Annotated in this window: 13 protein-coding genes; 6 read left to right on the top strand and 7 right to left on the bottom strand. The window is 71.2% G+C overall.

What is annotated here, in order from left to right:
• The first annotated feature begins 5 nt into the window (after nt 1-5).
• The 4 genes from ACIRJR_RS07775 (at nt 6) to msrA (ending at nt 4,784) form a co-directional block, all read left to right on the top strand.
• A complete protein-coding gene (locus ACIRJR_RS07775) occupies nt 6-1,109 on the top strand; it encodes a hypothetical protein (RefSeq protein WP_403775375.1) in 1,104 nt (367 codons plus the stop codon).
• 153 nt (nt 1,110-1,262) lie between these two features.
• Nucleotides 1,263-2,852, top strand: a complete 1,590-nt coding sequence (locus ACIRJR_RS07770; RefSeq protein WP_403775372.1) for a M48 family metallopeptidase — start codon at nt 1,263-1,265, stop codon at nt 2,850-2,852.
• 43 nt (nt 2,853-2,895) lie between these two features.
• Complete coding sequence (locus ACIRJR_RS07765) at nt 2,896-3,984, top strand: hypothetical protein (RefSeq protein ID WP_403775369.1); 1,089 nt, start codon at nt 2,896-2,898, stop codon at nt 3,982-3,984.
• Between the two features lie 89 nt (nt 3,985-4,073).
• Nucleotides 4,074-4,784 carry a peptide-methionine (S)-S-oxide reductase MsrA gene (msrA, locus tag ACIRJR_RS07760; protein ID WP_403775366.1) on the top strand — a complete coding sequence of 237 codons (711 nt, stop codon included), beginning with the start codon at nt 4,074-4,076 and terminating at the stop codon, nt 4,782-4,784.
• 18 nt (nt 4,785-4,802) lie between these two features.
• Here msrA and ACIRJR_RS07755 read toward each other — a convergent pair whose 3' ends face one another.
• From ACIRJR_RS07755 to ACIRJR_RS07745, 3 genes are all read right to left on the bottom strand, one after another.
• Nucleotides 4,803-5,156 (bottom strand): helix-turn-helix domain-containing protein, encoded by a 354-nt coding sequence (locus ACIRJR_RS07755; protein WP_403775363.1) that lies wholly within the window; start codon nt 5,154-5,156, stop codon nt 4,803-4,805.
• Between the two features lie 101 nt (nt 5,157-5,257).
• Nucleotides 5,258-6,721, bottom strand: coding sequence for an RICIN domain-containing protein (locus tag ACIRJR_RS07750; RefSeq protein ID WP_403775360.1), 1,464 nt, complete (start codon nt 6,719-6,721; stop codon nt 5,258-5,260).
• A gap of 49 nt (nt 6,722-6,770) precedes the next feature.
• On the bottom strand, nt 6,771-8,204 hold the full coding sequence (locus ACIRJR_RS07745) for a pectinesterase family protein (protein WP_403775357.1): 1,434 nt from the start codon (nt 8,202-8,204) through the stop codon (nt 6,771-6,773).
• A gap of 290 nt (nt 8,205-8,494) precedes the next feature.
• On the opposite strand from ACIRJR_RS07745, the gene ACIRJR_RS07740 reads away from it, so the two are divergent.
• Both ACIRJR_RS07740 and ACIRJR_RS07735 read left to right on the top strand, forming a co-directional pair.
• Nucleotides 8,495-10,657, top strand: a complete 2,163-nt coding sequence (locus ACIRJR_RS07740) for a sigma-70 family RNA polymerase sigma factor (RefSeq protein ID WP_403775354.1) — start codon at nt 8,495-8,497, stop codon at nt 10,655-10,657.
• Between the two features lie 26 nt (nt 10,658-10,683).
• A complete protein-coding gene (locus ACIRJR_RS07735; RefSeq protein WP_403775351.1) occupies nt 10,684-11,061 on the top strand; it encodes a YrdB family protein in 378 nt (125 codons plus the stop codon).
• Nucleotides 11,062-11,128: 67 nt separating this feature from the next.
• Here ACIRJR_RS07735 and gdhA read toward each other — a convergent pair whose 3' ends face one another.
• The 4 genes from gdhA to ACIRJR_RS07715 form a co-directional block, all read right to left on the bottom strand.
• Nucleotides 11,129-12,508 carry an NADP-specific glutamate dehydrogenase gene (gene gdhA, locus ACIRJR_RS07730; RefSeq protein WP_403775348.1) on the bottom strand — a complete coding sequence of 460 codons (1,380 nt, stop codon included), beginning with the start codon at nt 12,506-12,508 and terminating at the stop codon, nt 11,129-11,131.
• Nucleotides 12,509-12,794: 286 nt separating this feature from the next.
• A complete protein-coding gene (locus ACIRJR_RS07725) occupies nt 12,795-13,478 on the bottom strand; it encodes an ABC transporter ATP-binding protein (RefSeq protein ID WP_403775345.1) in 684 nt (227 codons plus the stop codon).
• 42 nt (nt 13,479-13,520) lie between these two features.
• Nucleotides 13,521-14,999 (bottom strand): ABC transporter permease, encoded by a 1,479-nt coding sequence (locus ACIRJR_RS07720; RefSeq protein ID WP_403775342.1) that lies wholly within the window; start codon nt 14,997-14,999, stop codon nt 13,521-13,523.
• Between the two features lie 144 nt (nt 15,000-15,143).
• Nucleotides 15,144-16,415, bottom strand: coding sequence for an Ig-like domain-containing protein (locus tag ACIRJR_RS07715; protein WP_403775339.1), 1,272 nt, complete (start codon nt 16,413-16,415; stop codon nt 15,144-15,146).
• Nucleotides 16,416-16,421: the final 6 nt, after the last annotated feature.

Genomic DNA, 16,421 nt, shown 5'->3' with positions numbered 1-16,421 from the left:
ACCGCATGGAGATTCTGTGGTTCCTGCTCGCCCTGTGCATGCTCGTCGCCGTCGTCGGCCCGCTCATGCTGCGGCGCCGTGGCGGTATCCGCCAGGTCGCCCCCGGTTCGCCCGACGCCGCCGACCCCGACACCTACGGCTTCGCGCGCCAGGAGGAGCTGGACGTGCGGATGCCCGGTCCCGACCAGGATCTCCTCGACGTCCTGGACGTCGTGCAGGCCAGCGGTGGCTGGAAGGCCGCCTCGCAGCTGCTCGCGGGGACGCCCAAGGAGAGCGAGATCCGCTGGCAGCGGGTGCAGGCCTTCGCCGGTGCCGCGTCGCTGGAGCTGGCCCGGCAGCCCGGTGCGGGCGGGGCGTGGCTGCGGGCGTGGCGGGCGGAGGCCCCGAAGGACGCGGGCGGTGCCGCGGTGCACGCGGAGTTCCTGGTGCAGCAGGCGTGGCGTACGGGCACCGTGGGCACGGACGACTTCCGCATCATCCTGGAGGAGGCGCGCACGGTCTGCGGCGAGGCGGCCCTGCTGGCTCCGGGCGACCCCGTCCCGTACCTCGTGGAGCTTGCGGTCGCCCGTGGACTGGGCTACTCCCACGAGCAGTTCGACCAGCTCTGGGCGAAGATCATCGACCGTGCCCCCGCGCACATGGGCGCGCACATCGCGGCACTGCACTTCTGGTGCGAGAAGTGGCACGGCTCCCGGGAGGAGGCCGACCGCTTCGCGACGACGGCCGCCGCCCGCGCCCCGCAGGGCTCGCTGCTCGCCGCGCTCCCACTGTTCGCGGTGTACGAACACCTGCCCGAGGTCAATCTGGTGCAGGGCTTCTACCGGGGTGTCGTCGTGACGAAGGCGGTCGAGGGCGCGATGTTCGCGGTGCACGCGGCCCGCGCGGACGACCCGATGCTCGCGCACGTCCGGCACCTGCTGGTCCTCTTCCTCGTCCGGATGGAGCGCTGGTCGGAGGCGATGCACCAGTTCGTCCACGTCGACGGCCACGTGGGCGCGCTGCCCTGGACCCAGAACAGCGACCCGGCCGCCGAGTACACGGTGTACCGGGCGCTCGCCGTCGCCGGGTACGAGGCGAACGGCGGCAGCCCGGCGACGCTGCTCCACTAGCGCGGCACCCGGGCGGAAGCACGTTGCCGCACAGCCGTTCGGTAGGTCATACTCCGGTTCCCCCCACATGCTTCGACCTGCCCGTATTCACGCGTCGCCTCGCCCAGCACTCCGGGCGGGGCGACGTCGCCTTCCCGTGGGGGGAACCGCCCGATGGGCCCATCACTGCGTGCTGTGCGCGCACTCGTCCTGCTCGCAGGCTTCTATCTGCTCAGCCTGGTCATGCTCGCCGTCCTGGCCGCCGCCGACTGGGCCGCCGCCGTGTGGACGCCGGGCAGCGTGGCGGTGAAGATCTTCCTGGTCAGCGCCGTCCTCGCGATTCCGATCGTCCGGGGGATGTTCATGCTCCGCACGCCCAGGGGCGAGAGCATGCCGGGTGTGCGGGTCGACGACACCCAGGAGCCCGGACTCTGGCGCTCCGTACGCGACATCGCCCAGCAGGTCGGGACCCGCGCGCCCGACGAGATCCTGCTGACCGGCGATGTGAACGCCGCGGTGAGCGAGGACGCGCGCTTCCTCGGACTGGCCGGCGGCACCCGGCGCCTCTACGTGGGGCTGCCGCTGATGACCGGCCTGTCCGAGTCCCAGCTCCGTGCCGTGCTGGCCCACGAGATGGGCCACTACAGCAACGCCGACACCCGGCTTTCGGCGATCACCGTGCGCGGCCGTGTCCAGGTGATGCGCACGATCGCCCACTTCCAGGAGCGGGCCGGCCGCAAGGTGGACAAGGAGCGGGCCCGGCAGGAGGCGAAGTCCGCCAAGGCCGTCGCCAAGGGGAAGAAGGCCAAGGAGGTCGACACCACCGGCGCGGGCATCTCCTACCGCCTCATGGCGAAGGCCTACACGGCGTACGCGAAGTTCTACATGCGCGCCACCCTGTCCGGATCGCGCCGCGCGGAGCTCGCCGCCGACGTCGCGGCGGCACGTATCGCGGGCCGCGACGCGACCGCGTCGGCCCTGCGCGAGATACCGGTCCTGGACTCCGCCCACGGCTTCTACATGGACGCGTACGCCACGCTCGGCGTCGGTGCCGGGCTGCTTCCCCCGCCCGGTGAGGTCTTCGGCGGCGTGCGGCATCTGCTGGCCGCGCGCCAGGAGGAGCTGGACGGGATGCGCGCCTCCCTGCCCGAGGAGCCCTCCTCGCCGTACGACTCGCACCCGGCGATCGCCGAGCGCGTCGCCCGGATCGAGGCCCTCCCGGACGACGGGCGCGCCTCGGAGCCCGTACGGCCCTCGCTGTCGCTGCTGGCCGACCCCGGCCGGGCCCTCGCCGCGGTCGAGCAGGCGGTCCTCACGCCCGAGGCGCTGGCGATGCGCCGGGTGGACTGGCCCGAACTCGTGCACGTCTCGATGACGGCCTACACGCAGGAGTCGGCCGACGGATTCAGCGCGCTGGTACGCGAGGCCGGAGCCGGTGACGGCTCACTGCCCGCCCTCCTCGACGCGATCGACTCCGGTGGGCTGTGGCGCCTCGCCGAACGGCTGCCGAAGTCGGAGGAGGCCTCGAAGGCGACCGGGCGGGCGGCCCGCGAATTCGCCCGCCCCCGGCTCGCGTCCGGGCTGGCCCAGCTGGTCAGGTCCGCGTACGTCCGCGAGGGCCGGGCCCGCTGGGAACTGTCCTGGAGCGACTCCGCCACACTGAGGCTGCCCGACGGGCACGCGGAAGAACTGCCGGCCGCGCTGGAGGCGGCTGTGGCGGACGTCCCGGACACCACGCCCCTGCGCAAACTGCTCATCCCCTGAACGCTGCTCCCGAGCACCCTCCCCGATTGGACGGGACATCCCCGTGACGAAACTGATACCCCTCGCGCTGATCGCACTCGGCGTCTACTTCTGGCTGAGGGCACGGCGCAAGACCTCGGCGTTCGTGGAGAGGACCGGATCCCGCTCCGCGGCGAAGGCCGCCGCGGAGCTCGGCTTCCTGCCCGCCGGCGAGCTCGACACCTCCCACTCCGCCGCTCCGGACCCGCGCGCGGAGGAGATCCGTGCGCGGGCCCGCTCCGGTGACTGGCAGGCCGCGGCGGACTACCTCGCCGACGCGGGCCGCGACTGGCAGGAGCGCTACCGTCGCGGGTCCCTGCTCCAGGACGAGGCGGCGGCCGACGACACATGGCTGCTGGCCTGGCGCACGGCCCGTCCCGAGGACGCGGGAGCGGCCTTCGTCCACGCCGGGGCGCTGATCAGCGTGGCCGCGGACATCCGTGGCGCCAAGCAGGCGAAGTACACCACTCAGGAGCAGTTCGCCGGGTTCCACCGGATGATGGCGCAGGCCCGGGAGGCGTGCCACGAGGCGCAGGCCCTCGCCGGCGACGACCCGTGTCCGTACATCGCGGAGATCTCCTGCGCGCTGGGTCTCGGCTACGACCACGAGACGTTCCGCGTCCTGTGGGCGGAGGTCATGGAGCGCGACGCCCACCACCTCGCCGCGCACACGTCCGCCCTGCAGTACTGGTGCCGCAAGTGGCGGGGCTCGCACGAGCTGGCCGCCGGCTTCGCCCGGGAGGCGGCCGCGAAGGGCAGCCCCGGTCAGCTGCTCACCCTGCTCCCGCTGTACGCCGCGTTCGAGCAGGAGACGGCGGAGGACGACGACCCGGACGTCTACTACAAGAGCCCGGAGCTGGTGGCCGCGGTCGACGCCTGCCTGATCGACGTGGCGGCGGCCGACGCCGGTGACCGCCGTGTCGTCATGGTCCGCCACCTGCTGGCCTGGCTGCTGTACTGGCAGGACCGCTACCCGGAGGCGGTGGAGCAGTTCCGGCTGATCGACGGTTACATCGACTGTGCGCCGTGGACGTACTCCGGCGACCCGGTGAAGCGCTACCTGGCGGCCCGGGACTACAGCGCCGAGCGCGTCACGACGGCCGCCCGGGGCTGACCGCGCGCGTGTGTGGTGGGGGCGCCGGAATCCTGGACGCCCCCACCACGTTGTACCGGGGGAACACCGACCCCCGGAGGAGCCCCCGCATGTTCCTGACCCACCGCACCCCGCAGCTCCCCACCCCGGAGGAGGCCCTGCGCGGCCGCCCCACCCCCGAATTCACGGTGCCGGACCGCCACACCGTCCTCGGCAACCCGCTGACCGGCCCGTACCCGCAGGGCCTTGAGGTCGCGGACTTCGCGCTGGGCTGTTTCTGGGGCGCCGAGCGCAAGTTCTGGCAGACGGAGGGCGTCTGGACGACCCTCGTCGGCTACCAGGGCGGCTATACCGAGAACCCTTCGTACGAGGAGACCTGCTCGGGCCTGACCGGCCACACCGAGGCGGTCCGCGTCGTCTTCGACCCGAAGGTGGTCGGCTACGCGGACCTCCTGAAGGTCTTCTGGGAGTCCCACAACCCGACCCAGGGCTTCCGCCAGGGCAACGACGTGGGCACCCAGTACCGCTCGGCGCTCTACACCCACTCCCCCGAGCAGGCGGAGGCCGCCGAGGCCTCCCGTGAGGCGTACCAGCAGGTGCTGACGGGCGCCGGCTTCAAGGAGATCACCACGGAGATCCTCCCGGCGGAGGGCCGCACCTTCTGGCCCGCCGAGGCGTACCACCAGCAGTACCTCGACAAGAACCCCGACGGGTACTGCGGCATCGGCGGTACGGGTGCCACGCTGGAGTCCCCCTCCGAGACCAACTGGGGACGGGCCTGCCCGACGGGCATCGCGCCGGCGCCCACCGCCGCGGAGTAGCCGGCCCACGAGCCCGGCTCAGGCGGCCAATCGCACCTCGCCCATCGAGGCCCGGGCGGGGCGCGTACGGGAGGACGTGCTGCGGGCGAGCTCACGCTGGGCCAGGAACAGTACGTCGGCCAGTCCGAGCCCCAGCGAGCGGGCCGCCGCGGCGAGTACCTCGGAGGAGGCCTCCTTGCGGCCGCGCTCGATCTCGGAGAGATACGGCACGGAGATCCGGGCGGCCTCGGCCACGTCCTTGAGCGTGCGCTCCTGGGCGAGGCGCTCGCGGCGCAGGACATCGCCGACGATGTCACGCCAGAGAGGCTCCTTGGCAACGGGAGCGGGACGCAGGGGGATGACGCGGGCGCGGTTCGGCACGTGGCTGCTCATCGCCCCAGCCTAGGAACGAAGCGCCCGGCGTGGGAGGCGGAAGCCTTCCGCGCCGGGCGGATCTGCTGTCGGCAGAACGGGGACGCCCGGTGGGCTCCGGCTCAGCCGCCGATGTTGCTCTGCGGGCCGGCGTACTGCTTGAGCAGGGCGGGGACGTCGGCGGCCGGGTCCAGCGTGTAGCCGTAGTGGTCCGACGGCTTGAAGGTGGTGCCGTTGGTCTGCTGCTTGCCGGTGCAGGAGACGCAGATGCTGCCGGTCTGGGTGAGGGACGCGGCGGTGGTGTCGACGTAGTACGGGTTGGCAACGTTCTGGTAGTAGGTGTTCTCGATGACGGTCTTCGAGGCGCCGCGCGACAGGTTCCCGTACGACGTCACGTTCTGCATGTAGTTGTTGTAGAGGTGCGCGAAGGCGACGTTGTCGATGCTGGGGTTCCGCTGGCTGGTGTCGTGGATCCAGTTGTGGTGGATGGTCATCCGGGCGGTGACGTTGTCCGTCCAGCCGATGCCGAAGGCCTTGTTCTGCTCACCCATGACGTTCCAGGACACGGTGAGGTAGCTGGTGTCCTTGCGGCTGTCGATGAGCCCGTCGTTCATCCGCTCGATGCGGTTGTGGTCGATCCAGATGTGGTCGGCGGTGTCCATCTGGATGCCGTCGTAGTCGTAGTCCTTGTCGTCGGGGTCGTCCTCGGTCATCCGGGTGTCGCGGATGGTGAGGTTGCGGATGATGACGTTGTGGACGCCGGTGCCGAGGAAGAAGCCGCCGCCGACTATCTGGCCGGAGGTGCCTACGCCGATGATCGTCTTGTCGGACTTCACCGGTATCTCATGGCCGTACGGGGTGACCGTGATCGCGGCCGCGACCTTGATGACGTAGGGCTCGGAGGCGGTCGCGTACTTCGCCAGGTCCGCGTAGTTCTTGACGGTGACGGTCGTACCGGACGCACCGCCCGTGGTGCCGCCCCCGGTGGAGGCGAAGCCGTCGGCCTTGTCGGACCAGGCGCGCCCGCCGGAGACCGGCTTGAAGGCCCACTGCTTGTTGCTGTTGGCGGTGCAGGTCTCCTGGATGACCGCCGCACCGCTGGCCGTGGAGGCATCCTTGTCACTGATGCACAGACCGCTGTTGACGTTCACGATCTGATACGTGTCCGTGCCGCTCGGCGTCAGCGTCCACTGCTGGTTCGTCTGACCCGCACAGCTCCACTGCTGGAGCTGCACCCCGCTCACCTTCGAGTGGTCCGGCACGTCCACGCACTTGCCGCTCTGCTTGTTCACCAGCCGGTACTTCCCCGACCCGTCGGCCACCAGCGTGAACTGCTGCCACGCGGCACCCTCCGTACAGCCCCACTGCTGCAACAGCGCCCCGTTCGCCGAGGACCCCCCGGGAACGTCGACGCACTTCCCGCTCTTCTTCACCACCAACTGATGGACCTGGCCCGCCACCGGCAGCGCCGCCGCGCCCGCCGGGGACACCAGACCGCCGGCCAGGACCGCGCCGACGGCGAGGAGCAGTGCCGTCAGCAGGGCTCCGAGCCCCAGGGTTTTCCGCTTGTTCCTGTGTGCGCGCATGTGTGCTCGTTCCTCTCTCGCAGGGTGCGGGGCGTGGTGCGTGGCCGGGTCAGCGCACCGGGTTCCAGCCGTCCGTGCCGGCCAGGTACTTCTGCGGGGTGTAGTTCGCCGCCTGGGCGTCCGTCAGCTGCGGGCGGTTGCCGTTGACGGTCGCTCCGGCACCGGTGTTGCGGTACTCGGAGAACCGGGCGTTCTTCCAGGAGTTGCTGGACATGTCGGTCCACGGCTGGGCGGTGGCCAGCGCCGACGACAGCGAGGTCTCCCGGTACAGCACCTGGGCATCGGCCCGCCACGGTCGTCCGAGCTGGGTGGTGTTCGCCACCGTTCCCGTCACGGTGGACCGGTAGAAGAGGAAGCCGTACGCCCTCTCCGCGGGGGTGCTGGCCGCGGTGATCGGGCCGCCGGTGCTGCGCTTCTCGTGGACGGTGCAGGCGTGGAAGACCGCGATGCCACCGCCGTAGATGAAGTCCACCGTGCCTTCGATGTACGAGTCCACGACGTACGCACGCGCCTTGTTGTTGACCAGGAAGGTGTCCTGGTCACCGAGGAGCCGTACGCCGTCGAGAACGGCCCTGTCCGCGTCCAGGTAGAGGGCGAGGGCCTGGTCGCCGGTGTCGGATGTGTTCTCGTCGAAGTCGTTGGACAGCGTGAGGTCGGTGGCGTCGAAGTCGTGGCCGAGCGCGACGACGGTGGCGGAGCCCGCGGTGCCGTAGTCGCCCGCGTTGCGGTTGTTGACGATGACGACGTCGTCCGGTGAGTCGCCGAGGCCCTTCAGGGTGACGAAGGGCTTGTCGGCGGGGATCGTGACCTGCTCGCGGTAGGTGCCGGGCTTGATGGTGATGGTGACCCGGCTCGCGTTGCCGCTTCCGACGGCGTTCACGGCGGCCTGGACGGTCCGGTAGGTGCCGGTGCCGTCGGCGGCGACGGTGGCCGGGCCGGTGGCGCCGACCGGCTTGAAGGCCCACTGCTTGTTGCTGTTGGCGGTGCAGGTCTCCTGGATGACCGCCGCGCCGCTGGCCGTGGACGCGTCCTTGTCACTGATGCACAGACCGCTGTTGACGTTCACGATCTGATACGTGTCCGTGCCGCTCGGCGTCAGCGTCCACTGCTGGTTCGTCTGACCGGCACAGCTCCACTGCTGGAGCTGCACCCCGCTCACCTTCGAGTGGTCCGGCACGTCCACGCACTTGCCGCTCTGCTTGTTCACCAGCCGGTACTTCCCCGACCCGTCGGCCACCAGCGTGAACTGCTGCCACGCGGCACCCTCCGTACAGCCCCACTGCTGCAACAGCGCCCCGTTCGCCGAGGACGCCCCGGGAACGTCGACGCACTTCCCGCTCTTCTTCACCACCAACTGATGGACCTGGCCCGCCGCCGGCAGTGCCGCCGCGCCCGCCGGGGACACCAGACCGCCGGCCAGGACGCCTCCCACCGCCGCCGCGACGGCCAGGGCGCGTCGCCTTCTGTTCGGTTTCTCGGTCATCGTTCGCTCCTTCGGATAGGCCGGCGGGTGCGGTGCTGTGAGCCGCCGTGCCCAGGTAGATGCGTGGGGCGGGAGTGGATGACAGAAATCCGGAAGAAACTTTTCCTGGCCTCCGAGGGAGCGCCCATGGGGCGGGTGCGGCACGAGTGGCACAGGCGGTGGAGGTGGCAACTGCTTTACGGGTCATCGCTGTTGTGCCACGATGCCTGCCTCTGGGCCTCGGGCCGGTACGGCCGCTTCCACGGGGACGCCGGTGACCGGCCCCGAAGCGAGTGAGGAGCCGTGACGGGATGACGGACAGCGGGACCGGCCGGGCGGTGCACGACACCGCGGTGCTGGTGGGTGAGGCTCGTCGCGGCGACCCCCGGGCCATGGAGGAACTGCTCGCCTCACACCTGCCGTTGGTATACGGAATCGTCGGCCGGGCGCTCAACGGCCACGCCGATGTGGACGACCTGGTGCAGGAGGTGATGCTGCGGATCGTCCGCGCGCTGCCGTCCCTGCGGGAGCCGGACCGGTTCCGCTCGTGGGCGGTGGCCATCGCCTACCGGGAGATCCAGCAGTACCAGCGGCGTACGGCCCGCGACCGCAACCACGGCCACCAGGTGGACGACGTCGCCGATCCGCTCACCGACTTCGCCGAGCGCACCGTCGCCGAGCTCGAACTCACCGGCCAGCGACGCGATCTGGCTCGTGCCGCCCGGTGGCTGGATGCCGACGACCGGCGCCTGCTCGCCCTGTGGTGGGAGGAGGAGGCGGGCCGCCTCGGCCGGGCCGATGTGGCCCGCGCCCTCGGAGTGAACGCCAGGCACACCGCGGTCCGGGTGCGGCGCATGAAGATGCGGCTGGAGGAGGCCCGGACAGTGGTCCGCGCCCTGGCCGTCGCACCCCGCTGCCCGGGACTGGCCGATGCCGCGGAGGGCTGGGACGGCGGCACGGGCGCGCTCTGGCGCAAGCGGCTGACCCGCCACGTCAGGAACTGCCCGCAGTGCGGTGCGCAGGGGACGGGCCTGGTCCCGCCGGAGAAGCTGCTGCCCGGGCTCGGCCTGATCCCGGTGCCCGGGGGACTGGTGGACGGGGTACGCCACGCTGCCGAGGCGGCTTCCCTGCTCGGGCAGACGGCGACCGGCGGGATCCGTGGCGTGCTGCACCACGCCACGGCCAGGTCGGTCACGACGTCGGCGGCCGTGCTCGCCGTCGTCGTCGGTGGGCTGACGTATCCGGTGTGGCACTCCCCCGCCCCCTCCCCGCGCGCCGCTCCACCCGCCGCGAGCCGCCCCGCGCAGTCGGCGGCGACGGTCCCCGCCCGGCCCTCCCGGACGCCTTCCGCCTCGGCCTCACCGTCCGCTTCCCCCTCCCCGGAGGTGGTCACCGCGCGGCGGGCCGGTGCGGCGATCGGCGTGACCGGCGGGGACATCTATCTGGCGCCCGACGGCTCGGACGACGGGGACGGGAGCCGCGCGCGGCCCTTCGCCACGCTCGGCAAGGCGGCGTCCGTGGTCCGCCCCGGGCAGACGATCGCGATGCGCGGCGGGACCTATCGGCCCGCCGAAGGGGCATCCCTCACCACCGACGGCACGGCGGGGCGCCGGATCACGCTCAGCAACTACCGGGGCGAGCGGCCCGTCATCGACGCGTCCGGGCTGCCGGGCGGCACCTGGGCCGTCACCCAGGAGGCGGACCACTGGACCGTGCAGGGGCTGGAGATCCGCGGCTCGGCCAGCCACGCGTACGTCTGCCGAAGCTGCCGGAGCACCGTCTTCCGGGGCCTGTCCCTCCACGACAACGCGGAGTCCGGGCTCACCCTGCGCGACGCGGGCACCGAGAACAACACGGTGCTGGACAGCGACTTCTACGCCAACGGCCCCGGGGAGGCCGGCGGAGTCGGTCTGGCGGTCAAATTCGGCTCCGGAGCGGGGAACACGGTCCGTGGCTGTCGCGCCTTCGACAACGGGGCGGACGGGATCGATCTCGGCGGCTTCACCAGTCCGGTGACGGTGAGCGGCTCCTGGTCCTACCGCAACGGCAACGGGTTCACCCTCGGCGGCGGCCGCACCTCGGCCTCCGTCGCGCACGTGCTCACCGACGACGCGGCCTGGGACAACGCCGGGCTGGGCTTCAACGACGAGGGGAACCCCGGCGCGATCCGTCTCACCCGCAACACCTCCTACCGCAACGGCACGGGTTTCTACCTGGCCACCGCCGCCGCCGTACTGACCTCCAACGCGGCGGTGGACAGCGGCGACGGGCCGGACACCGTCCTCGCGGAGTCCTCCCGGTCCGAGGGCAACACCTGGGACGGCGGCGGGGGCGCGCCGGTGTTCACCACCACCGACCCGTCCACCGCCGAGGCCCCGCGCGCGGCCGACGCGACACTGCCCCGGACCACCTTCCTGACCCCGTCCGGCACCGCGCCGGGCGCCCGCATGACGCCCGTGGGCGAGACGTCCTGAGGGGCGCAGGCATGAGAGGACGTCACATGACCGCGAGCGGAGAGCACGGCGGGCTCACGCCCGGCCGCCCCTGGTTCGCCGCGAACGAGGTGCTCGCGTTCGTCCTGGAACTGGTCGCGATCGGCGCCCTGGCCTGGTGGGGCTTCACGGCCCCGGAGGGTGTGGCGGCGTCGGTGGTGCTCGGGATCGGGGCACCCGCGGCGGCCGTCGTACTGTGGGGCCTGTTCGCCGCGCCCCGCGCCCGCTTCTCCCTGCCGCTCGCGGGCGTACTGGCCGTGAAGACCGTGGTTCTCGGGGGCGGCGCGGCGGCGGTGTACGGGACGGGGCACCCGGTGGCAGCCGTCGTCCTCGCCGTGGTGCTGGTGGCGAACACGGGCTGCGCGGAGTACTTCAGGCGCCGGTAGCGCCTGCCGGAGGCGCTCGGGCCGCGGCGCGGGGGCGGCGAGCACCGGCCCCCGCGCTGCGGCACCGTCAGATCAGGCCCTGCGCCAGCATCGCGTCGGCGACGATCTCGAAGCCCGCGATGTTGGCGCCCACCACGTAGTTGCCGGGGCTGCCGTACTTCTCCGCCGTGGTGTGGCAGGAGTCGTGGATGTGCCGCATGATCTGCGCGAGGCGCTCCTCCGTGTGGGCGAAGGTCCATGAGTCGCGGGAGGCGTTCTGCTGCATCTCCAGCGCACTGGTGGCCACTCCGCCCGCGTTGGCCGCCTTGCCGGGGGCGAAGGCGACACCCGCCTCCTGGAAGACGTGGACGGCTTCCGGGGTGGTCGGCATGTTGGCGCCCTCGGCGACGGCCTTGACGCCGTTGCGTACGAGGGCCAGGGCGTCGGCCTCATGGAGCTCGTTCTGGGTGGCGCAGGGCAGGGCCACGTCCGCGGGGACGCTCCAGACGCCCGGGCCCTCGACGTACCGCACGTGGTCGCCGCGCCGCTCGGCGTACTCGGAGATCCGGCCGCGGCCGTTCTCCTTGATGTCCTTGAGCAGGTCGAGGTCGATGCCCTTCTCGTCCACGACGTAACCGCCCGAGTCGGAGCAGGTCACGACGGTCGCACCGAGCTGCTGGGCCTTCTCGATCGCGTAGATGGCCACGTTGCCGGAGCCGGACACCGCGATGCGCTGGCCGTCCAGGGACTCCCCGCGCACGCGCAGCATCTCGGCCGTGAACAGGACGCAGCCGTAGCCGGTGGCCTCGGTGCGGGCCTGGGCGCCGCCCCAGCCGAGGCCCTTTCCGGTGAGCACCCCGGACTCGTAGCGGTTGGTGATCCGCTTGTACTGGCCGAAGAGGTAGCCGATCTCCCGGCCGCCGACGCCGATGTCACCGGCGGGGACGTCGGTGTACTCGCCCAGGTGGCGGTGGAGTTCGGTCATGAAGGACTGGCAGAAGCGCATGACCTCGGCGTCGGACCGCCCCTTGGGGTCGAAGTCCGCGCCGCCCTTGCCGCCGCCGATCGGCATGCCGGTGAGGGCGTTCTTGAAGATCTGCTCGAAACCGAGGAACTTGACGATGCCGAGGTTGACCGAGGGGTGGAAGCGCAGTCCGCCCTTGTAGGGGCCGAGCGAGCTGGAGAACTCGACGCGGAAGCCGCGGTTGACGTGGATGTCGCCGGCGTCGTCCGACCACGGCACCCGGAAGATGAGCTGGCGTTCGGGCTCGCAGACCCGCTCGATGATGCGGGCGTCGACGAGCTCCGGGCGCTGCGCCAGCACGGGGCCGAGGGTTTCGAGGACCTCGCGCACCGCCTGGTGGAACTCGCCCTCGCCCTGGTTGCGCCGCAGGATCTCCGCGTAGAGGGGTTCGATGACGCGGTTCCCGGCGGTGCGCGGGGTCAGGATTTCGGAACTGGCCGGCATCTGATCAAGACCTTCCGTGGGTGGGCTCGTGCGCGTCGGCGCCCCCTGTCCCCGGAGGCGCCTACGGCCCGTGCGGGCCGTTGCACCCGGCAAGTCTCGCAGCGCGAACCGGCCTTGCCCGGGCGACATCCACGGAAGGGACGGGGTTGTTCGCCCTGGTAGGCACCTTTATGCCCCGTAAGCCCGTCCGTGCGGGGCCTTGCGGCGCCCGCGTCGCGGAGCCGTACGGGTGGCGAACCTCACAGCCGGAGGGGGACGTCCGTGAGGTTCGCGCGCCACCGCGGATTCAGGCCGCCGCGTTCTCCGTCACCGTGACCTTCCCCTTGCGGATGGTCGCCACCCGGGGTGCCTTGCGGGCGAGTGAGCTGTCGTGGGTGACCATCACGAAGGTCAGTCCGTGCTCCTTCCACAGCCCGTCGAGGAGGTCCATGATCTCGTCGCGCATGGACTCGTCGAGGTTGCCGGTCGGTTCGTCGGCGAGCAGGACCTTCGGCCGCTTCACCAGCGCCCTGGCGATCGCGACGCGCTGCTGCTGGCCGCCGGACATCTCGCTCGGCAGGTGGGTGGGCCGGTCGCCGAGGCCGACCGACTCCAGGGCCTCCGCCGCACGTTCGCGGCGGGCCTTCGCGCCGAGGCCGAGGGGGACGAGCGCCGTCTCGACGTTCTCCTGGGCGGTGAGCGTGGGGATCAGGTTGAAGCTCTGGAAGACGAATCCGATGGACTCGGCCCGTACCTTGGTGAGCCGGGACTCGGGGAGCCCGGCCAGGTCGACACCGTCGAGTTCGATGGTGCCGGCGGTGGGCCGGTCCAGTCCGCCGAGCATCTGGAGGAGCGTCGACTTGCCGCCTCCGGTGGGCCCCTGGATGACGAGCCGTCCACCGTCCTCGATGGTCAGATCGACACCGGCGAGCGCGTCGACGGGGTTCTTGCCGCGCATGTAGCGCTTGGTGACGCCCTTGAGCTGGTACACGTGTGGACTCCTGCTGTACGTACGAGAGGGGTGGGGCGGGTGTTACGCGACGCGGCGCAGCGCGTCGGCCGGACGCAGCCGCGATGCCCGCCAGCCGCCGAAGGCTCCCGCGATCAGCCCGCCCGCCACGGCCAGGCCGACGGCGACGAGGATCGTGGTGAGGGAGACCGGTGCGGTCAGGGCGATGTCGAGGGTCTTGGACGCGGTCTGACGGCCGGGGCCGCCGCCGCCCATCGGGCCGCCGCCCATGCCGCCTCCGCCCATGCCTCCGCCGCCGCCCGTGGAGCCGAGCTGCGCACTGAGGGTGGGGCTGACGGCGGTCACGGCGTAGGCGCCGGCGAGTCCGACGGCGATGCCGAGGACACCTCCCATCAGGCCGTTGACGAGGGCTTCGCCGACGACCTGGCGGGTGACACGTCCGCTCTTCCAGCCGAGGGCCTTGAGGGTGCCGAACTCGCGCACGCGGCGGCTGACCGCGGAGGAGGTGAGCAGACCGGCGACGAGGAACGCGGCGGCCAGGACGGCGATGGAGAGCCACTTGCCGACACTGGAGGCCAGGTCGGAGGCGGTGGAGAGGGAGCCGGAGACCGTGTCGGCGAGGTCGGCGGAGGTGGTGACCGTCGTGCCGGAGATGTTCTTCTGGATGGCGGCCTTGACGGTGTCGATCTGCTGGGAGTCGGCGGCCTTGACGTAGACCGTGGTGACCTTGTCCTTGGAGTCGGCGAGGGTCTGCGCCTGCTTCAGCGGGATGTAGACGTTGGCGGCCGCGTCACCGCTGTCCGCCGTGGAGATGCCCACGATCGTGTACTTCGTGCCGGAGACAGTGACTGTCTTGTCGACCGCGAGGGACTTCTCCTCGGCGTAGGCGGAGTCGACGACCGCGACCTCGGCGTCGGTCTCGGCCGCCTTGAAGGTCCGCCCCTTGGTGATCCTGGAGGAGGTCAGCGGGCCGAGGTCCTGCTGGGTGACGTCGGTGCCGTAGACGGTGAAGGAGTTGACGTCGAAGGATGCCCCGCCGCCCTCGACCCGCCCCTGCGGCTGGCCGCCGCCCTGGCCGCCACCGGGGCCGCCCTGGCTCTGGCCCGAGCTCTCGTCCTGCTTGAACTCGCCGCGCTTGAACTGGCCGTCGACCTTCATGACCGTCAGGCTCAGTCCGCCGACGGCGTCCGCGACGCCGTCCTGCCCGCCCACCTTGCCGACGGTGCTGGAGGCCAGCGTCTGGAAGCCCTGGACCATGACCCGGTCGGTGCTCTGGGTCTCGTCCTCGTCGTCCTTGGCGTCGAACTCGAACCGGGGGCGTCCGGTGGAGCCGGAGCCCTGGGCGGCGGCCGCCTTGGTCACCGTCATGTCGGTGCCGAGGCCGTACAGCGATTCCAGGACCTTGTCCTGGGCCTTGCTCATGCCCGAGGAGACCGAGCTGACGATGATGACCAGCGCAATGCCGAGGGCGAGCCCCGAGGCGACGACGAGCGCCGCCTTTCTGCGGCGGCGCAGCTCGCGCCGGAGGTAGGTGAAGAACATGGCGTGAAGCTATGGACCGGGTGTGATGAGGAGTTAAGGGCCCGATGAGAGCCGCATGAGAACCCGTGCGCCCCGCGCACGCCGAAGGCGGCGGCGCCCGGAGGAGTCCGGGTGCCGCCGCCTTCGGAGGGGAAAGGGCGGGGATCAGGCTTCGGAGCCCGCCGTCCACTCCGACCAGTTCATGTTCCAGCCGTTGAGGCCGTTGTCGGGGGCGATGGTCTTGTCCGGGGAGTTCGTGACCACGACCACGTCGCCGACCATGGAGTTGTTGTACAGCCAGGCGGCAGGCGTGTCGGGGTCGTCCGCGCCCTTCGTGTCGGACAGGCCGACACAGCCGTGGCTGGTGTTCGCGCTGCCGAAGATCGACTTCGCGCCCCAGTAGTTGCCGTGGATGAAGGTGCCCGACGTGGACAGCCGCATGGCGTGCGGGACGTCCTTGATGTCGTACTCGCCCTTGCCGTCGTCGTCCGTGAAGCCGACCGTCGAACCGTCCATACGGGTCTCCTTGAACTTCTCGGAGATCACCATCTGGCCGTTGTACGTCGGGTTGTCGGAGGACCCGGCGGAGATCGGGATCGTCTTGACGGTCTTGCCGTCACGGGTGACGGTCATGGTGTGCGCCTTGGCGTCCACGGTCGAGACCTGGTTGCGGCCGATCTTGAAGGTGACCGTCTTCTGCTGGACACCGACGACGCCGTCGGCGCCCTCGACGCCGTCCAGGGCCAGCTTCAGGGTGACGGTGGAGCCGCCCTGCCAGTAGTCCTCCGGGCGCAGGTCCAGGCGCTGGTTGTTGAACCAGTGGCCGACGACTTCCTGGCCGCTGCTCGACGTCACCTTGATGCCGTCCTGGACGGCCTTCTTGTTGGTGATCGCCTTGTTGAAGTTGATCGACACGGGCATGCCGACGCCGACGGTGGAGCCGTCCTCGGGCGTGAAGTTCCCGATGAAGCTGTTCTCGGGCGACACGGTGGTGAAGGAGCTGTTGGCGTGTGCCTCGCGGTCCTTCGAGTCGGACGCCGTGGCGCTGATCTTGTACGTCGTCGAGCGCTCGAGCTGGCCGCTGGGCTTCCAGCTGGACCCGTCGGAGGCAAGGGTGCCCTCGACGGCTTCACCCTCGGCCGTGGTCATGGTGACCTCGGTCAGCTTGCCCTTGGCGACGGTGACCATGGCGGCGTTGTTGATGCTCGCGTTGGTCGCCCCGTTCTTCGGCGCGATCGTTATCTGCGCCTCGGAGGCGTCCTTGGCCGCGGCCTCGTCGACCTGCGCCTGTGACGTCTTCGAGCTGTCGGCACTCGCGCCCGTGCCGCTGCCGCCGTCGTCGCTGCAGGCCGAAAGCACCAGTACACCGCCGAGCAGTGCGGACGCGGCCATGAGGCCCTTGCGCCGCTTGCTGTCCGTGATCACACGCTTCTCCATCGTTGC

The sequence above is a fragment of the Streptomyces sp. NPDC102402 genome (assembly GCF_044765765.1).
Lineage (GTDB): Bacteria > Actinomycetota > Actinomycetes > Streptomycetales > Streptomycetaceae > Streptomyces.
The sequence above is the reverse complement of the archived record's forward strand: the minus strand, read 5'-3'. Positions and strand labels throughout refer to the sequence as shown.

Excerpts from the sequence above, each read along its gene's own strand:
- ACIRJR_RS07775 (WP_403775375.1), top strand. The coding sequence starts at position 6 with ATGGAGATTCTGTGGTTCCTGCTCGCCCTGTGCATGCTCGTCGCCGTC.
- ACIRJR_RS07770 (WP_403775372.1), top strand. The coding sequence starts at position 1,263 with ATGGGCCCATCACTGCGTGCTGTGCGCGCACTCGTCCTGCTCGCAGGC.
- msrA (WP_403775366.1), top strand. The coding sequence starts at position 4,074 with ATGTTCCTGACCCACCGCACCCCGCAGCTCCCCACCCCGGAGGAGGCC.
- ACIRJR_RS07755 (WP_403775363.1), bottom strand. The coding sequence starts at position 5,156 with ATGAGCAGCCACGTGCCGAACCGCGCCCGCGTCATCCCCCTGCGTCCC.
- ACIRJR_RS07750 (WP_403775360.1), bottom strand. The coding sequence starts at position 6,721 with ATGCGCGCACACAGGAACAAGCGGAAAACCCTGGGGCTCGGAGCCCTG.
- ACIRJR_RS07745 (WP_403775357.1), bottom strand. The coding sequence starts at position 8,204 with ATGACCGAGAAACCGAACAGAAGGCGACGCGCCCTGGCCGTCGCGGCG.
- ACIRJR_RS07740 (WP_403775354.1), top strand. The coding sequence starts at position 8,495 with ATGACGGACAGCGGGACCGGCCGGGCGGTGCACGACACCGCGGTGCTG.
- ACIRJR_RS07735 (WP_403775351.1), top strand. The coding sequence starts at position 10,684 with ATGACCGCGAGCGGAGAGCACGGCGGGCTCACGCCCGGCCGCCCCTGG.
- gdhA (WP_403775348.1), bottom strand. The coding sequence starts at position 12,508 with ATGCCGGCCAGTTCCGAAATCCTGACCCCGCGCACCGCCGGGAACCGC.
- ACIRJR_RS07720 (WP_403775342.1), bottom strand. The coding sequence starts at position 14,999 with ATGTTCTTCACCTACCTCCGGCGCGAGCTGCGCCGCCGCAGAAAGGCG.
- ACIRJR_RS07715 (WP_403775339.1), bottom strand. The coding sequence starts at position 16,415 with ATGGAGAAGCGTGTGATCACGGACAGCAAGCGGCGCAAGGGCCTCATG.